Here is a 25262-nt window from a genome sequence, read left to right on the forward strand (position 1 = left end):
TCAGCCGGCGAGCTCCGCCCGCCACCGGTCGACCTGAGGATCGCGGCCGCGCCACAGCCAGTGCACGTCCCGCCCGAACGACCAGAGCAGCGCGGCCAGCACGCCGGCGACCAACGCGGTGACCACGGCCGGCGGCGCGATCCCGGCGGCGGCCAGCACCAGCACGGCGCCCTGGGTGGCGGCCACCGTCTTGCGGCTGAACCGGGGCGGCAGCGGCACCCGCAGCCAGGGCAGCAACCGGGCGGCGGCGCCGAACACGTAGCGGAAGACCCCGATCGCCAGCACCCACCAGCCGACCGACGCGGCCACGAACACGCTGAGCACCAGGACCAGCGCCGAGTCGGTTTCCATGTCGAACCGGGCACCCAGCCGCGAGCAGGTGCCGGTCCGGCGGGCCACCTGGCCGTCTACCCCGTCGAGCGCCAAAGCCACCGCGGCCAGGGTCACCAGCAGCGCGACCGGGACCGGACCGACGAACGAGTCGGCCACCAGCGCGGTCACCGCGCCGACCAGGGTGCCCCGGGCCAGGGTGACGCTGTCCGCCGGACCCCAGCCGGCCACCTCGGGCTGCTGCATCGCCCGGATGAGCAGCGCCCAGGTCGCCAGGCCGTAGACCAGTCCGGCCGACCAGCCGGCCACGCCGAGGCCACTGGTCGCCGCCAGGATCAGCAGGACCGTGATCTGGGCGAGCAGCCCGATACTCGGCGCATGTACCGACCGAACAGCTTCACTACGTGCACTTACCGTCACTTTTCCTCCGTCACCGAATGGCCACCGGTGTGGTACGCCCCAGTGCCCATATCCCCACCAACGGCGATTCAGTGCGAAGAGTTCACTGGCCGGGCCGGAATTTCAAGTCGGCATCCGGATACCGTGACGCCGACGCAGCCAACCAGCACTTGGTGACGATCAGTAGCCAGTCCAGACGGCTTTCGCCCCCGAGTCGCCGGCCCGCACCACGAAGTAGAGGCTTACCCCGGCGGCGACGACGACCAAACCCTTCACCACCAGGGCAAGCACCCCGTTACCGCGCGCGCCGGTGGCGGTCGTGCTGTGCGCGGCGGCGGCGACCCGGGGACCGACCAGGTAGACCAGGGCCAAGGTGGCGAGCGCCAGCACGATCGACGCGATCAGGGTCAGGTTCCCCAGTTGTTCGTGCTCCTCGATCACCGGCCGGAAACTCTCGGTGATCCGGCCGGCCGCGTCCATCCGACTCAGGAACGCGTCGCCGGAAAGCTTGGTGACCAGGGCGGCGATCGGCGTGACAACGGCCAGCACGGCCAGCACCCACCGGGTGTGCGCCCGGATGAACGGGACCAGGGCGTACCCGACCGCCAGCAACGCCAGCAGCGGGACGAAGACCACCGCCGCGTGCAGCAGCAGTGGATGGGCGGGGATTCCCGCGACTTCCTCGAACATGTCTACGCCTCCTCGGCGGTTCCACGGCAGTCATGGCGACCAGGGATCGGAGGCTAACCCACCAGGAACCGGTACGGCAGCAGCCACCCGGCGACCGCCGGGCGGTGCGTACCGCAGAGTCGGTCAGGAGTCTTCGTCCTCGTCCGCCGACGGAAGCCGCCAGCGTCGTTCCTGCGGACCACGTTGCGCACCGAGAGTGTTCTCCGGTTCGGTGGTCTGCTCGAAACTGGGCCGGCGGACCTGTTCCGGCCGGGGCACCTGGACGGCCCGGGCACCGGACACCGGGTCCGGCACGAAGGTGGCGACCTCGGTGGGACCTTGCGCCGGACCGCGCGGGACGATCCGGTGGGCGGCCGGATCGCGGTGCAGTTCGTCGACGAGGTGCTGCGGCGGCTCAGTGTCCCGCTGCGGCAAGTCCCGGCCGAGGTCCGAGACGAACAGGCCGTACTTGGCCTCGAACGCCGGACGTTCGGACCTGATCCGGGGCAACCGGTCGAAGTTGCGCAGTGGCGGCGGGCAGGTGGTCGCCCACTCGAGCGAGTTGCCGAATCCCCACGGGTCGTGCACGCTCACCTGCTCGCCGAACCGGTACGACTTCCACACGTTCCAAATGAAGAACAGCGTGGACGCCCCGAGGATGAACGAGCCGATGGTGGCGATGGTGTTCAGGACGGTGAAGCCGTCGGTCGGCAGATAGTCGGCGTACCGGCGGGGAAAGCCCTCACTGCCGAGCCAGTGCTGGACCAGAAAGGTGGCGTGGAAGCCGATGAACATCGTCCAGAAGTGCGCCTTGCCGAGCCCTTCGTCGAGCAGTCGGCCGGTCATCTTCGGGAACCAGAAATAGATTCCAGCGAACGCTGCGAAGACGATCGTACCGAACAGAACGTAGTGGAAGTGGGCCACCACGAAATAGGTGTCGGTGACGTGGAAGTCGACCGGTGGACTGGCCAGCAGCACCCCGGTCAGCCCTCCGAGCAGGAAGGTCACCAGGAAGCCGACGGCGAAAAGCATCGGCGTCTCGAAGGTCAACTGCCCCTTCCACATGGTGCCGATCCAGTTGAAGAACTTGATCCCGGTCGGGACCGCGATCAGGAAGCTGAGCATGGCGAAGAACGGCAGCAGCACCTGCCCGGTGCCGAACATGTGGTGCGCCCAGACGCTCATCGACAGCGCGGCGATCGCGATCGTCGCGGCCACCAGCCCTTTGTAGCCGAAGATCGGCTTGCGGGCGAAGACCGGGATGACCTCACTGATGATGCCGAAGAACGGCAGGGCGACGATGTACACCTCGGGATGGCCGAAGAACCAGAACAGGTGCTGCCACAGCAGTGGCCCGCCGGTCTCCGGCGCGTACACGTGGGCACCGAGCAACCGGTCGGCGGCGAGTGCGAGCAGCGCGGCGGCCAGCAGCGGGAAGACCATGATCACCAGGAGGCTGGTGACCAGGATGTTCCAGGTGAAGATCGGCATCCGGAACATGGTCATCCCGGGGGCGCGCAGGGTGATGATGGTGGCGATCAGGTTGACCGAGCCGAGGATGGTGCCGAGGCCCGAGATGGCCAGACCGACGATCCACATGTTGGCGCCGACACCTGGGGTGTGCTCCATCCGGCTCAACGGGGTGTAGGCGAACCAGCCGAAGTCGGGAGCGCCACCGGGAGTCAGGAATCCCCCCAGGACCAGCAGCCCTCCGAGCAGGTAGAGCCAGTACGCCAGCGCGTTGAGCCGGGGGAACGCTACGTCCGGGGCACCGATCTGTAGCGGCACCAGGTAGTTGGCGAACCCGAACAACAGCGGGGTGGCGAACAACAGCAGCATGATCGTGCCGTGCATGGTGAACAGCTGGTTGTACTGCTCCGGCGAGAGGAACTGCATGCCGGGCCGGGCCAGCTCGGCGCGCGTCAGCAGGGCCATGGCCCCGCCCACCACGAAGTAGCCGAAGGACGTGCCGAGGTACAGCAGTCCGATCTGCTTGGCGTCGGTGGTCCGCAGCAGCCTGGTCAGCGAGTTGCCCGGCACCGCGGGGCGGACCGGGCCGGGGGTGGCACCGTCGGCTCCCAGCGCTACCGGGCGCGGCGGGGCCGTCTGTGGCGTACCCACCGTCGTGGTCTGCTCCGTCATCGCCGCCTCTTTCACCCAGCACGTCAACCGACGGTAACCCGGTGAATCATCTGTTGAGGTGGTAAATCAGGATCAGTCAGGTCAGGATCTGGCTGACCTCTCGACCGGGACGCGGGCCGGCTGCCGTAGCGCGCCACGGCAGCCGGACGGACAGCTCTTTCCCCGTAGGTCCGGTTGCGACAGGATGGATCTGTCCACCGACCGTCCGACGGGAGCGGCGTGCCATCGACAATGATCGACCAGTCTGGTGACCCGCCGGTCACGGTCATCGACTCCCACCTGCACCTGTGGGACCCACGACTGCTTGACTACCCGTGGCTGGCGCAGGTCCCCCGGCTACGGCGCAGCTACCTGCCAGCGGACCTCTCGACCGCCACCGCCGGGCTCGGATCGGGCGGATTCCACCTCGAAGCGGTGGTGTTCGTCGAGGCCGGCCGGGCCGACACGGACGCCGACGCCGAGGTCGACTGGGTCGAACAGCTCGCCGCCGAATGGCCGATGCTCCGGGCGGTGGTGGCCCACGTACCGCTGGAGCGGGGCGCCGACGCCGGCGCAAGAATCGCCGCGCTGCGCCGCCATCGGCTGGTCACCGGAGTACGCCGCAACCTCCAGGACGAAGCCGACGGCTTCACCACCACCGACGACTTCACCGCCGGGGTCCGGCTGCTGGGCGAGGCCGGGCTCAGCTTCGACCTGTGCGTGCGGCACCACCAACTGCCCGAGGTGACGGCACTGGCGGCCCGGGTGCCGGAGGTCACCTTCGTCCTGGACCATCTCGGCAAACCACCGGTGGCCGTCGGCGACACCGCGCGATGGCACGACGACCTGGCCCGCATCGCGCAGTTGCCGAACGTGGTCTGCAAGCTCTCCGGGCTGGCCACCGAGTCGTCCCGTGGCTGGCTCGGTCACGACCTGCTGCCCTACCTCGAGCACGCGCTACGCCATTTCGGGCCGGACCGGTGCCTGTTCGGTGGGGACTGGCCGGTGGCCACGCTGGCCACCGGCTACCGTCGCTGGCTCGGGGTGGTCCGGGCCGCCTGCGCCGAGCTACCCGAACCGCACCGGCAGGCAGTCTTCGCCGACACCGCCCGGCGGGTCTACCGGATCGACTGACCGCGCGGACCGCCGGGCGGGTGGCCGCCGACGCGCGGCGTGACGTCACCGCACGGCACGCCGGGCGAAGGCCCGCAACGCGGCGGCGGTGGCCGCTGCCGCGACCCCCGACAGGACCAGCAGGCACAGACCGATCGGCAGGTGGGTGACGTGTGGCGCCATCGCCGCGCGGAGCGCCTCTGCGGCGTACGTCATCGGGTTCGCCGCGGTCGCCACCTGGAACCACGGCATCTCGGCCAGCCGCTGCCACGGATAGTGCACGCACCCGGTCCAGATGATCGGGGTGACGAAAAGCGAGAAGGTGGCCTGGATGCGCTGCAACGGCAGTACCGTCGCCAGGGTCATGCCCAGGGCCGCGCCGACCCAGCCGGCCAGCAGCACCACCACCAGGGACAGTGGCAACGCCGACCAGCCGCCCGGTGCGGACCCGACAACCAGCGCGCCGAGCGGGTAGACCACCACCGCCGCGAACAGGCCACGAAGCGTCGCGACCATCAGCTTGCCGACCGCCACCAGCGCCGTCGGCAGCGGCGACAGCAGCCGGTCCTCGATCTCCCGGGTGAAGCCGAACTCCTTGACCAGTGGTACCGCCACACTCTGCAGCGCGGTGGTGAAGGTGGCAAGGGCGACCGTACCGGGCAGCAGGATGTCGGCGAACCCGACGCCGACGATGCCCTGCATGGTCAGCACCTGGGTGAAGATGAACAGCATGAACAGCGGGGTCATCAGCACCTGCGCGAGGACGAACCAGATGTCCTTGCCGGCGACGAACAGGTCCCGCCACAGGATCGCGCCGAAGGCCCGCGCCACCGGTGGTCGCGGTGGCGCGGGCGGTGCCGACGCCGCGGTGGCGTCCGACGACGGTACGGGGGTGACCTCGGCCAGGCTCAACGGATCTCCTTACCGGTCAGGCTCAGGAAGATGTCCTCCAGGCCGGGCTTGCCGATGTGCACGTCGGTCAGCCGGGCCGCGCGGCCGGTCAACACCGTCAACGCCGGACCGAGCACGGCGGCGGGGTCGGCGTCGAGGTGCAGCCGCAGCCGGATCTCGCCCGCCGGTCCGTCGGCCGTAGCCGCCGGTGCGGCGGCGAACAACGCGGCGAACCGTGGATCGTTGCGGGCGGCGGCGAGCTTCGCGGCCTTCCGGGGATCGGACCTGGCGGCGGCGATCCGGGCCGCGATTCGTGGATCGGCGGCCAGCCCGGCGAGCCCCGGACCGCCGCGACCCGCCGGGCCGGGGGCGGCCGCGCCGCCGGTGGTGACCTCCCCGGTACGGACACCGTCGAGTGCGGTGAGCGCGGCGAGCAGATCAGTCGCACCGTCACCCGGCCCGGGGCGTACGGCCAGGTCCAGCACCGCCCGGCCGGCGACCCCGCGTACCAGGTTCGCCGGGGTGTCCAGGGTGAGCAGCCGGCCGTGGTCGACGATCGCCACCCGGTCGGCCAGCTCCGCCACTTCGGTCATCTCGTGGCTGGTCAGCACAACGGTCACCCCGCGCTCGCGCAGCTGCCGGATCCGGGTCCGGATCAGCAGCCGGGCCTGCGGCTCCAGACCGTTGGTCGGTTCGTCGAGGAAGACCACCCGGGGGTCGTGCATCAGCGCCCGAGCGATCATCAGGCGCTGGGACATGCCGCCGGAGAAGAAGTCGACCCGCGAGTCGGCCTGCTTGTCCAGCCCGAACTCGGTCAGCAGCCGGTCGGCCCGGCGGCGCCGCTCGGCCCGGGGCACCCCGTGGTACGCGGCGTGGCTGAGCAGGTTCTGCCGGGGCGTCAACGCCCGGTCCAGGTTGTTGTACTGCGGCACCACGGCGAACCGGGTCCGGGCCGCCACCGGGTGCCGGACGACGTCGACGCCGTCCACCCGCGCCGTGCCCGAGCTGGCCCGGATCGTCGTGGTGAGCACGCCCACCGTGGTCGACTTGCCGGCGCCGTTAGGCCCCAGCAGACCGAAGACCTCACCGGGTCGGACCGCGAACGACAGCGAGTCGATGGCGTTGCGGTCCTGGCCCGGATACCGCTTGACCAGGTCGACGACCTCGACCGCCGGGCCGGAGCCGGGTTGGCCGCCCGGTGCCGGGGCGGCCGGTGCCGCGGCGGCGCCGAGACCGTCGACCAACGGGTGGGTGCCGGTACTGGACATCTGCTCTCCTGCTCAGGCGGGTCTGGGATGCGAGGCGAAGAACTGCCAGCTGGTCGCGGTGGCGTCCAGTTCGGTGGCGGGCGGGTCCAGGCCGAGGAGCCGGCCCGCCGCAGTCGTCTCGGAGCCGGGCCACTGGTGCCCGGCACCGTCGATGGTGATCAGGGTGACGCCGCGACCCGCGGCGCAGTCCGCCACCGAGGTGGTGACACTCCCCTCAGTGGCGGTCCGCGCGGCACCGCACTCGTCGACCTGTCGCCACCGGCTCACCAGGTCCGGCGCAGCGGGGCCGTCGGCCTTGTCCGGCACCCGGCCGTTGCCGGCGCCGTCGCGGCGACCCGGGCCGCCGGTGTACGGGATCGTCTCGTCGGCGGTGCCGTGGATGTGCAGCACGGAGATCGGCTCCGGGGCCGGGCAGTCGCCGAGCATGGTCGTCGCCACCCCGGTCACCGCAGCGAACGTCGAACTGTCGCAGGCGATCCGGTAGGCGAGCATGCCGCCGTTGGACATGCCGGCGAGGTAGTGACGGTCGGGGTCGAAGGAGAGCTGCTGCCCGAGCGACTCCACCAGGGTGAGGACGAACCCCACGTCGTCGACACCGTCGCGCGCCGAAGCACCGCAGCACTCCTCGGTCACCGCCCAGGCCCGGTTACGGGAATCCGGGTAGACCACCACGAAGCCGTGCTGGTCGGCGACGGCGTTCCAGCCGTACCAGGATTCGGCCTGCCGGCCGCTGCCGAGCAGGCCGTGCAGCATGACGACGACCGGCACCGGCGTCGTCTCGGCGACATCGGCCGGGCGGTACACCCGGTAGGTCCGTTCCTGCCCGTCGACGGTGATCGACCCGGCCGACGAGCCGACCGGTGGGGTGTCGACCGGAGCGACCACCCCGCCGTCCGTGGCCGGCGGGGTGGTGCCCGATGTCGGCGGTGCCGGGTCCGGCGCCGACGTGCAGCCTGCGACGAGTGTCCCGAGGACTCCCGTGACGACCAGAACCGCCGACCGGCGCCGGAACCGCGACATCGCTCACCTGCTTCTCTTAGTGGTGGTGGTGTTTCGGAGTCAACTTGATCAACTCCCAGCCGCCCTCAGGGACGTCATCTGTCGGATCTGTCCGCAGATTCATCGGGTTGGCCATACCGAGGTATACCGTGGACCCGTCCACCACCATGCTACGGACGCCGTAATTGAGGTAGTTCCCGAGCCCGGCGTTGTCCACCATCTTGGCCGGCCGGTGCGGCGACTCGAAGACCCAGAGGTCGGCGCCGAAGGCCAGCTCCTCTTCCTCATCGTCGTCGTCCCCACCGCGGGCGGCGTCCGCCGGCGGCACCGGCTCCTCCTGCTGCAGCTCCTTTGCCAGGTAGCTCCAGTCCATCGTGCCGACATAGAGCCGGCCCCCGGCGACGACCATCTTCCAGGTGTAGTTGAGCGTCGGGTTGTCGAACCCGGACGCCCCGTAGAGCGGGGTGTACCCGGTCGACGTGCTGGCCCAGACGCCGGCGCCGTCGCCGGCCGCCGGGTCGTAGGCCGGCAGCTCGCTGGCACCGTAGAGCAGGTCGACCCGGTCGCCGTGACCGCCACCGCGCTCGCCGTGGCCGTGCTGATGGCTGTGGCCGAAGCTGCCCCGGAAGACGCCGATGGCACGCTGGGTGTTGCGCACCGAGTCCCGCACGCCCTGCTCGTCGGTCGGCGGATACACCGCCAGGTGCACCGTCGTCGACTTGAAGGGCACGTGCATGGTCCCCCAGTAGAGGTAGCCACCGTAGGAGGCAAGCCCGCCCAACCCGTAGGTGCGGGCGATGATCGGATCCGGCTCGTACTCCATCACGTGCCACACCCGGGTCCACCCGTCGACGTCCCGGCTGTCCAGGCCGGGTCCGTTCGCGGACAGTTTCGGGCTCATCCAGACCCCGGCGATGTTGAGCGGAACCGGGTCCTCATCGGTGGGTTCGTCGGCGATGCCGGCGGTCGGTGACACCGGTCCCGGTCCGAACGACTGGGTGTCCTCCGCACCCGGCCAGGTGGTGACGAAGATCCGGCCCTGGTGCACGGTCAGGTCCACCGCCTGGGCCGGCAGGTCCGCCACCGGCAGGAAGCTGAACGGGTCGGACTTGCTGCCGGTCCACCGCAGCACCAGCCCGCGCTGACCACCGTTGGGGCCTACCCCGACGCCGGCGTACATCTCGCCGTCGGCGATGACGAAGTGCCGGATGTTGCCGTACTCGGTGAAGTTTCGCGAGCCAAGGTAGGCACCGGTGTCGGCGTCGAACGCGAACAGGTTGATCGTGGCACCGAGCGCCGGGCCACCGAGCAGCACCACGCCGCGGTGGTTGCCGGCGGCCCGGAAGCCGACGGTCCGCAGCAGGCGGGCCTCGTCGTCGGGTGAGGCGCCGCGCAGGTCGGCGGTGCGTTCGACCATGCTGCGCTGCTTCAGGTCGTAGGTGTACACCCGGGGGGCCCGGTGGTCACCGACGGTCGGCGGCAGGTCCGGGTTGGCGCGGGCGATCTGGCTCTGGCCGTACTCGCAGACCCAGTCGTCGTTGCGCGTCGGCTGCGTGTTGCGCAGGTTGTTGCCGCTGGTCAGGCAGTTGGGGTTGGCGCCGGTGCCGAACCACAACCGGTCCTTGTAGCGGGTCAGTCCCCAGACGTAGGCCTGGTTGACCTTGGGCTGCCCTGTCTCGCAGGGCGGTCCCGGCGGATAGTCGACCCCGATGTCGACGAAACACTCGTCGGCCGACGCCTTGGCCAACAGGGTGCTCTGGTAGCGGGTTCCGCCGTGGTGTCCACCGTGCCTGCCGTCGGTGGTGGCTGCCGACTCGGTACCGGCCACCGGTGCGGCGGCGGCCGGGCCGGCGGCCAGAAGCAGCCCGGCGAGCACGGCGGCGGCGACCGACCGGCTCGCGGATGGGCGCAACCTACGCATCAAAAACTCTCTCCCTCTACTGTGGTTGACTGGTGCGGGATGGCTCCGGGTCACACGGCGGCGGTCTGCCGTACCGCGCCACCCTTGCCCACCCGGCCGGCGACCTGTCGGGCCCAGCCGGACGGGTCGTCGAACTCCAGGAACTCACCGAGCCGGGCCAGCTGCGGCTCCGGGTCGGCGACCAGGTCCTCGTAGGTCATGGTGTGCAGGTGCGCCGGCGGGTTGTCGGCGAGCGCCTGCTCGGCCTGCGCCGCCATGAACGCGCAGAGCCCGAGGTAGCGGGTGCTGTCCTCGCCCCGCTCGCGGAGCAGGTCGGCGGTGATCCGCCCGGGCAGCAGATGCTCGAGCTCGGCCGGCACCTGCTGGTCCGGGCCCATCCGAAACGGGTCCACGCCGCACCGCGAGACGAACTCCAGCCGCAGCTGAATGAGCTGGAACGACGAGTGCCGGCTCATCGACCGCGCGGTGTCCGCCCAGTTGCGGGTCAGGTAGACGATCCGGGTGTCCGGGAACGACCGCAGCAGGTGCGGGGCGATCTGGCTGGACCCGCCGGACCGCTCCACCCAGCGTTGTTTGCCGGTTGACCGGGTGAGCAGGTCCAGGAACATCCGGTGGTGGTCGACGAACGGCTGCTCAGGGAAGTCCGGCACCTGCCCGGCGAGCCGGTCGAACAGGCCGTCCGGGTCGTCGGTGAGCTTCGGCAGGGTAATCGCCAGCAGTTGCGGCAACTCGGTCAGGTTGCCGGCCCACCTGCCGTCCGCCGGGTAGCGGACCTCCTTCGGCGGCAGGCCGATGGCGAACAGCGTGGCGAGTTCCGGTTTCGGGCTGCTCAGCACCTGCCAGTACGCCGCCCCGGTGATCGGCTCCCCGACCTTCGCCCATGACGGGGTGGCCATGAAGAACTCCTGGACGGACAGGGTTGCCGGCTCCTCGACGATCAGGTCGGACAGCAGGGTGGAACCACACCGCCCGCTGCTGATGATGATCGCCCGTCCGGGCGCCTCGAACTGCATCGAAACCTCCTGGTGAAAACGACGACGTCAGCCGCGCAGGGCGGGCTGACCGGTGTCGGCGAGTTGGCGGGCGAGCCAGGGCAATACCTGGCGCCGGACCTGGTCGCGGGCGGTGACCAGCACCGCGTGCCGGTGCCCGGGGACGACCACCAGCTCGGTCTGCGGCAGCAGTCCGACCAGTGCCGGTGCCAGATCGGCGGCGGACGAGTCGCTACCGAAGATTCCGAGCACCGGGCAGGTGATCGCCCGTAGCGCGGCCGGGTCGGCGGGTGTGCTGGCCGGCAGGTCCCGGCCTGCGGTAGTGGTGGCGACGAGCCGGCGGACCGCCGCGGCGTACCGGGCGCCCCGCTCACCCCCGCGGGTAGTCAGCGCCGGCGGCTCGCCGTCGCCGTCCGGCTGCGCGGCCCGCTCCAGCTGACGGCCCACCCGGGCGAGCCACTGGGCGGTGGCCGGCGCCGACTCCACCGCGACCAGCGAGGCGACCCGGTCCGGGTGGCGGGCCGCGTACCCGAAGGCGATGGAACCGCCCAGCGAGTTGCCCAGCAGATGCACCGGTGCGTCGACACCGAGCCGCTCCAGCAGCGCGGCCAGGTCGTCGACCAGGTCGTCCAACCGGTAGCCGGCCGGCGGCCGCTCGGTCCGTCCGTGGCCCCGCAGGTCGTACATGATCACCCGGAATCCGGCGTCGGCCAGTGGATGTGCCAGGCTGAGATACCAGCTGGCCAGGCTGTCCGGCCCGATACCGTGGACCAGGACCGCGACCGGCCGGCCGGCCGGCGATTCGGCCGCTGGGCCGACCGCCGGGCCGGCACCAGGTTCGCCGCCTGGGCCGGCATCCGCAGCAGCGGCCACTCCCCCGGCAGCCGGGTCGGCGGCCACCGGTGGGAGTTCCTGGACATGCGTCACCAGGCCGTTGACCTGGATCATCGTCACTGGCCGGCCACCTGCGCCACGCTGGCCGGCGGGCTGTCCAGCGCGGTGGCGATGTGCTCGACCAGTTCGCCGACCCGCAGCGCGCGCAGCGAGTCCACGTCGAGCCCCGCGACGAACTGGGCGAAGTTGACCGAGTCGCCGTACCGGGCCTGCAGCCGCCCGGCGAGCGAAATGACGTCGATGCTCTCCATCTCCAGGTCGTCCCGGAAGCTGGTGTCCATCGTGATTTCCTCGTCCGGATCGATGCCGGGCAGCACCGCGCGCAGCATCTGCGAGATCTCCGTCAGGATGGTGTCGTGGTCGGCGGGCATGATGCGGGTCTCCTTGTCAGGACGTCGATCGGCTTTCTCGGCAGGTCGATCGGGCCGTTTTCGGGGCCTACCGGGTAGGTTCCGGGCCCCAGGTCCAACCAACGACATAGCGTCGCTGCGGCAGGTCGGGCGGGTTCTCCAGGCTCCGGCAGGTGACCCGGTAGGACCTGCCGGAGGGAGCCTCGACCAGCAGGGTGCCGGCGTCGACGGCGACCACCCGTAGCCGGCGGGGCGCTCCGTCCAGCCCGGTCCCCTCCGCCTTGCCGGCGGCCTCCTTGGCCGCCCAGAAACAGGCGAACCAGAACCACCGGTCGCTGCCGGCGCTGACCTGGTCGAGCAACGCGACCTCCGCACCGGACAGGGCGTAGTCGACCGTGCTGTCCGGCCGGTCGGTGACCTCGACAATGTCGATACCGACGCCGGGGCCGTCCGGCGTCGACCGGGCCGGGCCGGCGATCGCCACGGCGGCTTCGGCGCAGTGCGCCAGGGACAGGTCGCACTCCCGCAGGTCCCGGCCGGGACGCAGGTCGGCACGCGGCCGGCCGTTCGGGTCGTTGGCGATGGTCAACTCGATCGGGTACACGTCGGTGTGTCCGGCGTCCCACTGTCGGAACCGCACCGCGTCCTTCGCCGCGATCCGGCCGAGCAGCCACTGTTTGCGGGTCTTCCCTGGCTGCCGCTCGTAGTCGGCGGACGCGGCGGTACCGAGGATGCCCCGCGCGGCCATCGACTGGGTGACCAGATCGGTCCAGCAGTCGAACACCGCGGTCCACCCTTCCGGCTGACGGACCGACATCGGGTGACGTTCCGGGAATCGTTCAGCCGGACGTGCCTGCGGGTGGCTGTCGAACCGACGGTCGACCGCGCCGTCGATCTGCGCCCAGACCCGGCCGCCGACGGACAGCTGGGTGTCCGCGACCAGTTGAGCGTCGTCGATCGATCGGACCCGGGCGACGCACTCGAACGCCGTGCCGGGCTCGGGCGGCGGGCCGAAGAATCGGACGTGGCCGAGACCGACCGGCAGCGCCACGGTGCGCATCGGCTGGGTGGTGATGAGCCAGTTCCCGATCAGCTGCAGGGCATTGTCCAGCAGGGCACCCGGCGGGACGGGCGCGGTGACCACGCCGCGTACGTGCATCTCGCCGAGGGCGTGCACCGTGGTCACCCCGTGGAACTGGGGACCGTGGAACATCAGCCGCTCCGCGTACATCTCCTCGGCGCTGATCCGGGGAGCGGTCTCGGTGGCCGGATCATGGGTCCACGGTTCGCTCACCGGGGCCGGATAGTCGGCGGCCACGTCGACCGTCGCCCGGGCGAAGCTGCCGAAGTTCACCGCGTACGAGTCCGGGCCGGCCGACCGTACGACGATCTCGACGTCCTGCGCCGGTGCCGCGATGGTCCACCGGTTGAACCGGGCGTCGCGCACACCGACCACCCGCAGACCGGGGACAGCCTGCGCGACGGCGTCCATCATGTGGTGCACGACGGTCGTCGCCGGCACCACCGGCCACCGGTCCTCCGGGTTCGGCCAGTCCTCCGGCTGCACGAAGAAGCAGTGGTCGAGCAGGTACGGCATGGTCTGCACGGAGACCCGCAGGGTGGTCCGGGCGATCTCGGTACGGGGCGGTGGGGCGGCCGTCGGCACCGGCGCCGACCTGGTCGGCCCGGCTGCGGCCGGTACGGTGACCGGCCGGGCGTCAGTCGGCGGTACGGTGGCCGGCCGGGCCGGCGCGGCCGGGGACACCGGGGCCGCTGACGCCGGAGCCGCTGACACCGAAGCCGTTGACACCGGGGCCGGGCCGGCGGGTCGGGTGGCGGCGTCCAGCACGGTCACCGCGCCGTCCGCGGTGTCCCGCAGCAGCGCGGCGAGTTCGGCCGCGGCCTTGGACCGGCCGGCGAGCCGGTGCAACGCGGTGAGCGACCCGGCCGACGGCTCGGCTGCTGCCGACGGCTGAACAGCGGCCGACGGCTCGGTTTCTGCCGGCGATTCGGCGTGCGCCGGTCGCCGGGGTGAAGCAGGTGGCCGGGGTTCAGCAGGCGGCGCGGGTACCTCCTGTGTGGCGGCGGCGGTGGCGGCGGCCGACGGTTGGGCCTCGACGACCGGCGGACCGGACGGCCGGTGTGACGGCAGATCGGCCAGGCCGAGCAGGGTGTCGGCGCCCGGCCCGAGGCGCACCAACGGGCCACCCAGGTCCAGCTGGATCTTCGGCCCCCGGCGCGGTGGTGCCGCCGGGGCAGCCGGTGCCGGCGTCGCCGGGGCGGCGACCGCAGCGGGTGGCCGCAGCGCCCGCAGGTCCGGTGCCGCGCCCTCCACCCACAGCGCGGTGGCCACCCGGCGCAACTGATCGAGACCGGTACGGTGACCCACGTTGACCGGCATCGCGAGATGGTCCCGACCGCGCAGGTTGTCGCTGACCAACGACGCCAACTGTCCCGCGCCGACCTGCAGGAAGACCCGGAACCCGGCGTCGTACATCGCGGCGGTCAACTGCCGGAACCAGACCGGCTCCATCATGTGCCGGACGAAGATCTGGTTGACCTGCTGCTCGTCGGCGGGGAACGGCGCCGCCAGGGTCGCCGACCAGACCGGGACCGTGGTCGGATGCACCCGCCAGGACTGCAGAGCGACCCCGATCGACCGCAGCCCGTCGGCGAACGCCGGAGTGTGGAAGGCCGACCGGAACGGCAGCTTCTGGCACAGCACGTTACGCCGGCGCAGCTCGTCAACCAGTCGGTCGACCTGCTCCTCCGGGCCGTTGACCACCGACTGCGCAGGCGCGTTGTCGTGGGACAGGACCACTCCCGGATAGCCGCCGAGCACCGGCGTCACCTGGTCGGCACCGGCACCGACGGCGGCGAAGACATAGCCGGACACCGCCACCGAGTCGGCGTCGAACAGCTTGAGGAAACCGTCCATGTCAGTGGTGCTGACCTGCCCGCTCACCGCCGCCGCGGACCATTCACCGATGCTGTGCCCGGCGACCGCGTCCGGCCGGATGCCGATCCGGCCGAGCACCTCGTCGAGGAACTTACCCACTTCGATCAGGCCGGCACCGTGCCGGCCCAGGTCGGCGGCGGACCACTCCCGGTCCGCCAGCCCGAAGTGCGCGGCCAGATCCTTGGTACGGGGCGTGAACTCGGCCTCCAGCCCGGGGAAGACGAACGCCAGCTTCCCGCCGGCGGTCAGCAGCCCAGCCGTGGTGAACCAGATGTCCCGGGCACCCCGCCAGGGCTCCCCCCGGCTCACCGCGCGTCGGGCGGTGGCCAGCCGCTTGTCGGTCGGGTCCACCACACCGATCCGGCACGGCGGCGCGGCGTGAGCCTGCGGTCCGTCGGCGAACGCGGCACCCTCACGCCGTACCAGCGAATCGTCGCGGTCCAGCAGCGCGGCGAGGCCGGCCGGGTCGTCGGCGGCCAGCCACAGCACCTGGTCCGGTTCGGCGACCTCGACGCTGGCCGGGCGGGCCGGCTGCCCGGCCGTACCGTTCGGCACGGCCGCCCAGGCGGACGGGGCGGACGGCGGCTGCTCGATGATCAGGTGGGCGTTGATCCCACCGAAGCCGAACGCGTTGACCCCGGCCCGGCGTGGTCCGTCGCTCTCCCACGGCTGGGCGGCTGCGATCGGCGCGAACCGGGTCGCGGCCATCTCCTCGCGGGGCTGCCCGCAGTGCAGGGTGGGTGGCAGGACGCCCCGGTGCACGGCGAGGGTCGCCTTGATCAGGCCGGCGATCCCGGCCGCCGGCATGGTGTGCCCGATCATCGACTTGACCGAGCCGATCACCGGCCGTGGCCCGCCCTGGTACCCGCCGAACACCTCGGCGACGGTGACCAGTTCGGCGGCGTCCCCGGTCGGCGTTCCGGTGCCGTGCGCCTCCAGCAGGCCGAGCGCGTCCGGCGCGGTCGGATCCAGCCCGGCGGCCTGCCAGGCCCGCCGGATGGCCAGCGACTGGCCGCTGCTCGCCGGGTTGAACATGCTCGCCGAGCGGCCGTCGCTGGACACACCGCTGCCGCGGATCACCGCGTACACCCGGTCACCGGCGTCCAGCGCGTCGGCCAGTCGTTTCAACACCACGATCCCGGTGCCCTCGCCGATCAGCAGGCCGTCCGCTGACGAGTCGAACGGACGGATCTCACCCTGCCGGGACAGCGCCCGGAGCTGGCTGAACACCGACCAGAAGCTGATGTCGTGCACGTGGTGCACACCGCCGGCGAGCACCGCGTCCAACCGGCCGGCCCGCAGTTCGGTCATGCCCTGGTCGACCGCGATCAGCGACGAGGCACAGGCGGCGTCGATGGTGTACGACGGGCCGCGAAGGTTCAACCGGTTCGCCACCCGGGAGGCGGCGAGGTTGGGCACCAGCCCGATCGTGCCTTCGGGCTGCTGCGGGCCGAGCCGTTCGTCGAACTTGCGCCGGACCCGGTCGAGGCTCTCCGGCGGCAGATCCGGCATCAGCTCCTTGAGGATGCCGATGACCTGGCTGGACATCCGGACCCGCTGGGCGTAGCGCGCCTGTGCCGGACTCAGGATCCCGCCCCGGCCGAGCAGGACGCCGATCCGGTCCCGGTCCGGCAGCCGGTCCTGGCCACCGGCGTCGTCGATGGCGGCGGCGGCGACCTGCAGGGTGATCAGCTGGTCCGGCTCGATGTCGCCGATCGAAGTCGGCATGATGCCGAAGCGCAGCGGCTCGAAGCTCGCGTGGTCGTCGACGAACCCACCACGCCGGCAGTACATCCGGTCGGGGCGGTGCGCCTGGTCGGGATCGTAGAACTCCTCGTCCCAGCGGTGCGCCGGCACGTCGGTGATGGCGTCGACGCCGTCGACCAGGTTGCGCCAGTAGGCGTCCAGGTCGGGGGCGCCCGGCATCAGCGCCGCCATGCCGACGATAGCGATCGTCTGGTGTGGGTCGTTCAGGTCCGACATCTGGTTCACCATCCCGAGGCGGTGTAGACCACGGAGGTGACCGCCGGGTCACCCCAGGCGAGCTCGCGAAGCAGACTCAGCGCGCCCTCCTCGGGATCGATCAGGTCGATGCCCCGGCGGGCGTACTCCCGGCTCAGCTCGGCGCTGACCATCCCGCCGTGCACCGAGCCCGGCGCCCACGGCCCCCAGTGCACGGTCAGGCAACGCACCCCGGTGCCGGCCGCCCATCGGCCACCGATCCGGTCGAGCGCGTCGTTGGCGGCGGCGTAGTCGCTCTGACCCCGGTTGCCGTACGCGGCCGCGATGCTGCCGAACAGCACCACGAAGCGTGGCTCGGAGCCGTCGCGCAGCGCGTCGAGCACCGTCACCGCACCTTGCACCTTCGTCTGGAACACCCGGTCGAACGACGCCGGATCCTTCTCGGCGATCAGCTTGTCCTCGATCCGGCCGGCCGCGTAGACCAGACCGTCGATCCGTCCGTGCTCGCCCTGAATCTCCTTGAGCAGTTGCCGGGTGGCGTCGGCGTCGGTGACGTCGAGGCTGTGGTAGCGCACCTGGCTGCCGAGTTCCCGCAGCTCGTCCAGGGTCGCGCGGACCTCGCGGGCGGCCAGGATCGCGGTGGCCGTACGGTCGATCTCCGCCGGTGCGCGCATCCCCTGGGCGACCAGCGCGGCCCGCAACGCCGGCTTGTCCGCCGCGGCGGCCAGCGCCGGGGACTCCGCCTCCTGCGGCAGCGGGGTACGGCCGACCAGCTCGATGCGGCATCTGCTGGCGGCGGCCAGGGTACGGGCGAACCACGGGGTGATGCCCCGGGCACCACCGACGAGCACCACCACCGAGTCTTGGTCCAGACCGATCGCCTGGGTCTCGGCGACACCGTCACCGGCCGGTCCGGCACCGCCTGCGGCGAGCGGGCCGAGATCGACCGCAGCCAGGTCGACGGTCTGCCGGCCGGTCGCCGACCAGGTGACGATCGGGGTCTGTCCGCCACTGAGCAGTTCGGTGACCAGGCCGGTGGCAAGCTGGGTGTGGTCGGCGCCCGCCGGTACCTCCAGATAGGTCACCGAGACCTGCGGGTACTCCCGTTGGATGGTCCGGAACAGGCCGGCGAATCCGTCGGTACGCGGACCGGCGGTGCCGGCGGCGACCAGCCACCGCACGCCCGCCGCGAGGGCCTGCTTGACGAACGGGAAGATGCCGGGCAGCAGCGGCCCGCCGCTGTCACTCAGCCCGTCCAGGATGATCACGCCGTCGTAGCCGGCCACCTGGTCCGACCCACCGGCGTGGATCGATCCGGTGGCGCCTGCCGCGCCGTGCTGGGCGAGCTGCTCGGCCAGCGGTGCCAGGGCCGGCGACCCGCCGGTGATCAGGAACCGGGTACCGGCGAGCGCCTCCGGCGCGACGACCGCACCGGTGGCGGGAACCGGCCGGGCGACGAGTCGACGTGGGGCCGTACCGCTGTCCGGGCCGGGTCCGGCCGGCTGCGCCGGAGATGCCGCCGGTGCCGCCTCGGGTGCCTGATCGGCCGCCATCTTCTCGGCCAACCACGCCACCATCGTGCGCACCGTCCGAGCCCGAACCAGCTCCTCCAACTCCGACTCGTCACCATCCACCGACAACCGCAACCGGGTCGCCACCTCACCAGCAACCTCAGCCCGCTTGATCGAATCGATACTCAGATCCGCCTCAAGATCCAAATCCAACTCGATCAAATCCACCGGATACCCGGTCCGCTCACTCAACACCTCCAGGATCGCCTCCTGGAACTGCGCCACCCCCACCGACACAGCCGCCGGCCCGGCCGCCGAAGGCGACGTGGACACAGCGGGTGCCGAGACGGCCGGCGCGGTGGCCGTGGTCGGCACGGCCGCCGGGGGTACGGCCGGAGATGCCGCCGGTGCCGCCTCGGGTGCCTGATCGGCCGCCATCTTCTCGGCCAACCACGCCACCATCGTGCGCACCGTCCGAGCCCGAACCAGCTCCTCCAACTCCGACTCGTCACCATCCACCGACAACCGCAACCGGGTCGCCACCTCACCAGCAACCTCAGCCCGCTTGATCGAATCGATACTCAGATCCGCCTCAAGATCCAAATCCAACTCGATCAAATCCACCGGATACCCGGTCCGCTCACTCAACACCTCCAGGATCGCCTCCTGGAACTGCGCCACCCCCACCGACGCAGCCGCCGGAGACGACATGGCAACAGCAGCCGGGGAGACAGGTGGCGCGGTAGCAGTGGTCGTGGTGACCGCAGGCGCAGGGCTCGGCGCGGTCACCGACGTGACCGGTTCGACGGTCGCGGGTGCGGCCGCCATCTTCTCGGCCAACCACGCCACCATCGTGCGCACCGTCCGAGCCCGAACCAGCTCCTCCAACTCCGACTCGTCACCATCCACCGACAACCGCAACCGGGTCGCCACCTCACCAGCAACCTCAGCCCGCTTGATCGAATCGATACTCAGATCCGCCTCAAGATCCAAATCCAACTCGATCAAATCCACCGGATACCCGGTCCGCTCACTCAACACCTCCAGGATTGCCTCCTGGAACTGCGCCACCCCCACCGACGCAGCCGCCGGCCGTACCGCGACCGTCGCGGTCACCGTCGCTGCCGTCGACACGGGATCCGTGGGGGCCGCCACCGACGTGGCGGCGACAGCCGGTGCGGCGGTCTTGTGGACCGTCGTGGCCGCCGGCACGTCCTCGCGCACCGCTGGAGCGGGCCGGACGGCGGGTGCCGCCGGTGCAGCCTGGGCGGCGGGTGCCGCCGGAGGCGTCGGGTCGGCAGGCGACGCCGGGATGGCCGGCACATCGGTCACCCGGGGTGCGCTGGTCGGCGCGACCACCTCGGGGTAGCTGCTCGGCGCGGCAATCGCCGGCTGAGCCACCACCGACGGATACGCCGCAGGCCCGACCCACCCGTTGCCGGCCGGCGGCTGCTCCCCGAAGTACGCCAACATCACGTCCCGCTGGGAGGCGATCAGTTCCCGACTCGTCCGCAGAAACTCGCTGATCAGTTCGTCGCGCCCGTCCCGGTAGCCGGCTGCGGGGACGGGCCGGACCCCGGCATCGGCAGCTGGAAGGTGGCTGATCCCGTTGCCGTGGACATGGCTATGCCCGTTGCCGGACACATGCGCCACGCCGTTGCCATGGCCGTTGCCGGAGCCATGGCCGTCGCCGGACACATGCGCCACGCCGTTGCCGGGACCATGCCCGTTGCTTGGACCATGCCCGTTGCCGGACACATGCGCCACGCCGTTGCCATGGCCGTTGCCGGGACCATGGCCGTTGCCGGACACGTTGCCGAGACCACGACCGTTTCCGGCCTCGGTGGATGCACTCATCGACAGCTCCTTGATTTGTCGGGGAGGCGTCATGCCGCCGGGCAGCGGCCGGCCATGCTGGTCGCGTACCAGCTGCCCGTCGACCGTCCAGACCGGACGCGACGACGGCGGGGCGGGCGCGATCTCGGCGACTCGCCGGCCGCGGTAGAGCCAGTCGGTCTGCACCGGGACCCCGGCGCAGGCCAGTTCGGCGACGGCGGAGAGAAAACCACGTAGTCCGTCCGCCCGCCGACCGTCGCAGGCGACCGCCACGTGTGGGCGCTCACCCAGGACGGCGTCGACCAGCCGGGTGAGTACCTGGCCGGGACCGGCTTCGACGAAGACGCGGGCTCCGGCGGCGTACATCGCTTCGATCTGGTCGACGAACCGCACCGGGGCGCCGATCTGCGCGGCGAGTTCGTCGCGGATCTGGTCTGCACCACCCGGGTAGGGCTGGGCGGTGCGGTTGGACCAGACGGGGAGGTTGGGGGCGGCCACCGGATGGCCGTCGAGGGTGGATCTGAAGGCGGTGACACCGTCGGCAACCACCGGGCTGTGAAACGCACAGGCCACCGCGATCGGCCGGGCAGACAGACCCTTCTCCTTGAGCACGGACACCGCGCGGCGCACCGCCGGGGTCGGGCCGGAGATCACCACCTGCCGCGGGCCGTTGTGGTTGGCGAGCACCACCTCGCCGGCCAGCCCGGCCCCGGACAGCACCTCACCGATCTGCTCGGCGGTGGCCGCCACCGCGGCCATCGTACCGGGATCGTCGCCGGCGGCCGCCAGGATCGCGTCGGCGCGCTGGCGGCTCAGCTCGAGCAGTGTCCGGTCCTCGAATGCGCCGGCGACGCACAGCGCCACCAGCTCGCCGTAGCTGTGCCCGCCGGCCAGGTCCGGCCGGATGTTCAGCCGACCGAGCAGGTGGTGCACGGCGAGCCCACCGATGCCGAGCACCGGCTGGGCGATCCGGGTGTCCCGGACCCGGTCCTGTTGACCCCGGTCGTACTCGGGGTCGAACGCGGCCGGGGGGAAGAGCGGTTCGACGTAGTCGCGGCCGATGTCCAGGAACCGCCGCAGCTCGGGGAAGCTGACGAACAGGTCGGCCAACGCGCCCGGGCGCTGGCTGCCCTGGCCCGGGAAAAGGAAGGCGACCTTGCCGTCCGCGCCCGGTGGCTCAGCCGGCTGGAACAGCCCGCGCGCCGGATCGTGCTCACCGGCGATCGCCCGGCGCAGCAGTCCGGCCAGGTCGTCGAGGTCACTGGCGACGATGGCGACCTGCACCGGGCCGGACCGGTTCTCAGCCTGGCGGGACTGGGCGGCGGCGAGGTCGCGCAACCGCCAGCGCCGGCCCAGCGCGTCGCGGGTGTCGATGGTGTCCAGCAGCGCCCGCATCGCCTGGTGCGTGCCGGCCCGGTCGCCGGCCCGGAAGCAGAACAGCTCGGCCGGCCATTCGTCGCGGGCGTGTCGCGGTTCGGGTGCGTCGGCGTAGGCGCTGAGCACCGCGTGGAAGTTGGTGCCGCCGAACCCGAAGGCGCTGACCCCGGCGACGCGTTCGCTGGCCGGTGCCGCCCACGGCCGCGCCGAGGTCTCGAAGGCGAACGGGCTCCGATCGGGGTGCCAGGCCGGGTTGGGCCGGGTCACGTGCAGGGTGGGCGGCCGGACCCCGGTGTACAACGCGAGCGTGGCCTTGATCAGACCGGCCAGACCGGCCACGCACTTGGTGTGCCCGATCTGCGACTTGACCGACCCGAGGGTGCAGCTGCCGGGCGTGGCACCCGCCTCGCTGAACACCGTGGTCAGCGTCTCCAGCTCGGTACGGTCGCCGACCACCGTGCCGGTGCCGTGTGCTTCGATCAGGCCGACCTGCGCCGGCGACACCCCGGCCTGCCGGTACGCGCGGTCCAGGGCCCGCCGCTGGCCGGCCGCCCGAGGCGCGGTCAGGCCCAGGGCCCGTCCGTCGCTGGACCCGCCGAGTCCTTTGATCACCGCGTAGACGCGGTCGCCATCGCGCTGCGCGTCGGACAGTCGCTTGAGCACGACGGCGGCGACGCCCTCGCCGAGCGCGATCCCGTCACCGGCGCTGTCGAACGAACGGCACCGCCCGGTCGGGGACAGCGCGTGCGCCGAGGTGAACATGAGGTAGTCGTTGATGCCGTTGTGCAGGTCGGCACCACCGCAGATCATCAGGTCGCTGCCGCCGCTGGCGAGTTCCTTGCAGGCGGCGTCCATGGCGGCCAGCGACGAGGCGCAGGCCGCGTCGACGGTGTAGTTGGGGCCGCCCAGGTCGAGCCGGTTGGCGACCCGACCGGCGATGACGTTGGCCAGGATGCCGGGGAACGAGTCCTCGGTGACGGTCGGCAGCTGCTCGTCCAGCTCACCGGGAACCTCCGGCAGGTAGGCCGGCAGCATGGTCCGCAGCGTCTGCGCGTGCCCCATGTCGCTGCCGGCCTCGGCTCCGAAGATCACTCCGGTACGGGAGTGGTCCACCCCGTCGCTGCCGGGGGTGTAGCCGGCGTCGACGAGGGCCCGCTGGGAGACCTCCAGGGCCAGTAGCTGGGTGGGGTCGATGCTGGCCAGGGCGGACGGCGGAATCCCGTACCCGATGGCGTCGAACGGGACCTCGGCGAGAAAGCCACCCCACTTCGAGACGCTGTACCGGCCGGTCTGACCGGGTCCGACCTCGGGCGCGTAGTAGATGTCCGGGTTCCACCGGTGCGGCGGCACCTCGGTGACAGCGTCGGCGCCGTCCAGCACGGTACGCCAGAACGCGGCGAGGTCCGGCGAGTTCGGCAGCATGCACGCCATGCCGACGATGGCGATGTCCAGCGGCTCCGCCGGCACCTCCGGCTCGGCCGGGGTCCAGTCGGCCCGCAGCCGCTGGGACCGGGCGGCGTGGAAGGCGACCGCCTGGTCGGTGACCGTACCGTGCAGCGCCGAGACGGTGGTCTCCTGCTCCCGCAGCACCGCGACCTGGCCGGCCATGAACATGCCCTCGCTGAGCTGGGCCGCCTCGTTGACGTCCACCAGCGCGTCGCCGTCGCGCCGCTTACCCTTGCTGGCGATCCGCAGCCGGCCCACGTTGAGCAGCTCGAGGTGCTCCCACACCTGGCGGTTCTCCAGGCCGGCGGACTCGAGCTCGGCTCGCAGCGCGTGGAAGTCGTCGACGAAGTCGCTCTGCAGGCACCGGGTCACGTGTCCCGGTGCGGTCTCCAGCAACGCGGTCCGGGTCGCTTCCCGGGCCATCCGGGCGAAGGTTGGTTGGATCGCGCCGTGCGCGACGGCCTCCGCGGTGAACAGGTAGGCGGTGCCCATCAGCACCCCTACCCGGACGCCTCGCCGGGTCAGCGGGGCGGCCATCGCGGCGATCATGGCCGCCGACCGGTCATCGTGGATGCCGCCGGCGAAGAAGATCTGGATCTCGGCCGCCTCTTCCGGTGTCGCACCGGCGAGGTGCTCGGCGAGTACGGCGAGCTGCGCCTCCCACAGCGGAAAACTGGCCCGGGGGCCGATGTGGCCGCCGCACTCGGCGCCTTCGAAGATGAACCGGCGGGCACCGGAGCGCAGGAACTGGCGCAGCAGCCCCGGTGACGGCACGTGCAGGAAGGTCCGGATCCCTTCCCGTTCCAGTTCCTTGGCCTGTGGTGGGCGGCCCCCGGCGATGATGGCGAAGTCCGGCCGGATCCGCCGGATCACGTCGAGCTGGGCGGCGCGGATCTCCTCGGGCGCGAAGCCGAGCACACCGACGCCCCAGGGACGTCCGCCGATGCGGGCGGCGGTGTCGGTGAGCATCTCCTCGGTGCGTTCGGCGGTGGCCAGTGCCAGCGCGATGAACGGCAGCGCCCCGTCGGCGGCGACTGCTGCGGCGAAGCCGGCCTCGTCGCTGACCCGGGTCATCGGGCCCTGCGCGACCGGCACCCGCAGGCCGAGGTCCTGGGCCAACGGACCGCCGGGGCGCAGTACCTCGGCCGCAGCGGCGTCGGTCGCCGCGTCGACGATCGACTCGCGGATGCCACGGACCGCGGCTGCGGCGTCGGACCAGCGGCCGGCGAACTCGGCGGCCAGCCAGCCGTCCTGGCCGACCGGCAGCAGGTCGGCGCGGGCCGGGACACCGGCCGCGCCCGGCCGGCGCGGAGCCCGTGGGATCCCCCGGTATCCGTCGACCAGGACGCTCTCCGAGCCGTCCATCCGCCGGATCGCGGTCAGTACGTCGGCCGGCAGGTCCGACTCGGGCATCAGGGCTAGCTGGTTGTCCAGCACCACACCGGCGGCCCCGCCCAGCACGCAGGCGGCGGCCGTGTATGGCCCGATCCCGCCCAGCGCCCAGACCGGCACGCCCAGGTCGGCGGCGGTGAGTTGCTGGACGAGGACGAAGGTGCTCAGCTCGCCGACCTCGCCACCGGACTCCATGCCGCGGGCGATCAGCCCGTGCACACCCGCCGCCGCTGCGGTCCGGGCCGCGGCGAGGCTGGTCACCTCGGCGAGTACGCGGTAGCGGGTCACCAGTTCGGACAGGTTCCACGGCAGCTCGCCGGTGACGACCACCAGCTCCACCCGGCCGGGCGCGAGCCGTTCGAGGTCGTCCACCGAGGCCGGACAGCTCGCCGGGACGCGGACCGCGATCGGCCCGTCCGACCAGGCGGCCAACTGCTCCACGGCGCGCAGGACCTGCGGCCGGCTTCCGGCCAGGTCGAGCACGCCGGTGCCGCCGCCCCGGCGGACCGCGCTGGCGATGCGTGGGCTCGGCTCGATCTCACCGCAGGGGGTGTAGGCGATCACCAGGTCACGCATGTCGACTGCAGTACTCATCAGACTCCCGCTTCGTGAGCAGTGGTCCCGGATTCGATGCTGACCGCCGGAGGATCCACCGTTGCGGCAGCTCAGAGCGAATATTCTGCATCAATCGATGTCACTCTGCGGAGAAACTTAGCGGCAACCAGTTACGACCGTGTGAACTCTGTCGACCAATAACGCCAACCCGGTGCGGGCAAAACCAGGTCAGCTGACCGGCTTCCGACGACAACCGGCAACAATGCCAGTTCCGCCG

General features: G+C 71.6%; 13 protein-coding genes. 1 reads left to right on the forward strand and 12 read right to left on the reverse strand.

What is annotated here, in order from left to right; genetic code table 11:
- From ACN27J_RS07070 to ctaD, 3 genes are all read right to left on the reverse strand, one after another.
- Entirely contained in the window at positions 1–750 is a 750-nt protein-coding gene (locus ACN27J_RS07070) for a CDP-alcohol phosphatidyltransferase family protein (protein WP_421364665.1), read from the reverse strand.
- Positions 751–909: 159 nt separating this feature from the next.
- The gene (locus ACN27J_RS07075; RefSeq protein WP_421364667.1) at positions 910–1419 is read right to left on the reverse strand and encodes a hypothetical protein; all 510 of its coding nucleotides are present in this window, start codon (positions 1417–1419) and stop codon (positions 910–912) included.
- 123 nt (positions 1420–1542) lie between these two features.
- Positions 1543–3540: a cytochrome c oxidase subunit I gene (gene ctaD, locus ACN27J_RS07080; protein ID WP_421364668.1), complete on the reverse strand. Its 1998-nt coding sequence runs from the start codon at positions 3538–3540 to the stop codon at positions 1543–1545.
- A gap of 231 nt (positions 3541–3771) precedes the next feature.
- Here ctaD and ACN27J_RS07085 point away from each other — a divergent pair, with 231 nt between their 5' ends.
- Entirely contained in the window at positions 3772–4653 is an 882-nt protein-coding gene (locus tag ACN27J_RS07085; RefSeq protein ID WP_421364669.1) for an amidohydrolase family protein, read from the forward strand.
- Positions 4654–4698: 45 nt separating this feature from the next.
- On the opposite strand, the gene ACN27J_RS07090 is transcribed toward ACN27J_RS07085, so the two are convergent.
- The 9 genes from ACN27J_RS07090 to ACN27J_RS07130 all read right to left on the reverse strand — a co-directional run bounded on the left by ACN27J_RS07090 (position 4699) and on the right by ACN27J_RS07130 (position 25024).
- Positions 4699–5544: an ABC transporter permease gene (locus ACN27J_RS07090; protein ID WP_421364670.1), complete on the reverse strand. Its 846-nt coding sequence runs from the start codon at positions 5542–5544 to the stop codon at positions 4699–4701.
- Positions 5541–6791: an ABC transporter ATP-binding protein gene (locus tag ACN27J_RS07095; RefSeq protein WP_421364671.1), complete on the reverse strand. Its 1251-nt coding sequence runs from the start codon at positions 6789–6791 to the stop codon at positions 5541–5543. Before ACN27J_RS07095 ends, ACN27J_RS07090 begins: the two co-directional genes overlap by 4 nt.
- A gap of 12 nt (positions 6792–6803) precedes the next feature.
- Positions 6804–7811 carry an alpha/beta hydrolase family esterase gene (locus ACN27J_RS07100; protein ID WP_421364672.1) on the reverse strand — a complete coding sequence of 336 codons (1008 nt, stop codon included), beginning with the start codon at positions 7809–7811 and terminating at the stop codon, positions 6804–6806.
- Between the two features lie 16 nt (positions 7812–7827).
- Positions 7828–9711 carry a hypothetical protein gene (locus ACN27J_RS07105; RefSeq protein ID WP_421364673.1) on the reverse strand — a complete coding sequence of 628 codons (1884 nt, stop codon included), beginning with the start codon at positions 9709–9711 and terminating at the stop codon, positions 7828–7830.
- Between the two features lie 50 nt (positions 9712–9761).
- A complete protein-coding gene (locus ACN27J_RS07110; protein ID WP_421364675.1) occupies positions 9762–10724 on the reverse strand; it encodes a sulfotransferase domain-containing protein in 963 nt (320 codons plus the stop codon).
- Between the two features lie 27 nt (positions 10725–10751).
- A complete protein-coding gene (locus ACN27J_RS07115) occupies positions 10752–11651 on the reverse strand; it encodes an alpha/beta fold hydrolase (protein ID WP_421372137.1) in 900 nt (299 codons plus the stop codon).
- Between the two features lie 2 nt (positions 11652–11653).
- Positions 11654–11968, reverse strand: coding sequence for an acyl carrier protein (locus ACN27J_RS07120; protein WP_278169701.1), 315 nt, complete (start codon positions 11966–11968; stop codon positions 11654–11656).
- 67 nt (positions 11969–12035) lie between these two features.
- A complete protein-coding gene (locus ACN27J_RS07125; RefSeq protein WP_421364677.1) occupies positions 12036–16889 on the reverse strand; it encodes a beta-ketoacyl synthase N-terminal-like domain-containing protein in 4854 nt (1617 codons plus the stop codon).
- A 5-nt stretch (positions 16890–16894) separates the two neighbouring features.
- Positions 16895–25024 carry an SDR family NAD(P)-dependent oxidoreductase gene (locus tag ACN27J_RS07130; RefSeq protein WP_421364679.1) on the reverse strand — a complete coding sequence of 2710 codons (8130 nt, stop codon included), beginning with the start codon at positions 25022–25024 and terminating at the stop codon, positions 16895–16897.
- Between the last annotated feature and the right edge of the window lie 238 nt (positions 25025–25262).

This window comes from Solwaraspora sp. WMMB762, assembly GCF_049179115.1.
Lineage (GTDB): Bacteria > Actinomycetota > Actinomycetes > Mycobacteriales > Micromonosporaceae > Micromonospora_E.

Bases quoted from the DNA above. Each gene is read 5' to 3' on its own strand.
- ACN27J_RS07130 (WP_421364679.1), bottom strand. From the start codon at position 25,024: ATGAGTACTGCAGTCGACATGCGTGACCTGGTGATCGCCTACACCCCC.
- ACN27J_RS07095 (WP_421364671.1), bottom strand. From the start codon at position 6,791: ATGTCCAGTACCGGCACCCACCCGTTGGTCGACGGTCTCGGCGCCGCC.
- ctaD (WP_421364668.1), bottom strand. From the start codon at position 3,540: ATGACGGAGCAGACCACGACGGTGGGTACGCCACAGACGGCCCCGCCG.
- ACN27J_RS07120 (WP_278169701.1), bottom strand. From the start codon at position 11,968: ATGCCCGCCGACCACGACACCATCCTGACGGAGATCTCGCAGATGCTG.
- ACN27J_RS07110 (WP_421364675.1), bottom strand. From the start codon at position 10,724: ATGCAGTTCGAGGCGCCCGGACGGGCGATCATCATCAGCAGCGGGCGG.
- ACN27J_RS07085 (WP_421364669.1), top strand. From the start codon at position 3,772: ATGATCGACCAGTCTGGTGACCCGCCGGTCACGGTCATCGACTCCCAC.
- ACN27J_RS07105 (WP_421364673.1), bottom strand. From the start codon at position 9,711: ATGCGTAGGTTGCGCCCATCCGCGAGCCGGTCGGTCGCCGCCGCCGTG.
- ACN27J_RS07100 (WP_421364672.1), bottom strand. From the start codon at position 7,811: ATGTCGCGGTTCCGGCGCCGGTCGGCGGTTCTGGTCGTCACGGGAGTC.
- ACN27J_RS07125 (WP_421364677.1), bottom strand. From the start codon at position 16,889: ATGTCGGACCTGAACGACCCACACCAGACGATCGCTATCGTCGGCATG.
- ACN27J_RS07075 (WP_421364667.1), bottom strand. From the start codon at position 1,419: ATGTTCGAGGAAGTCGCGGGAATCCCCGCCCATCCACTGCTGCTGCAC.
- ACN27J_RS07115 (WP_421372137.1), bottom strand. From the start codon at position 11,651: ATGATCCAGGTCAACGGCCTGGTGACGCATGTCCAGGAACTCCCACCG.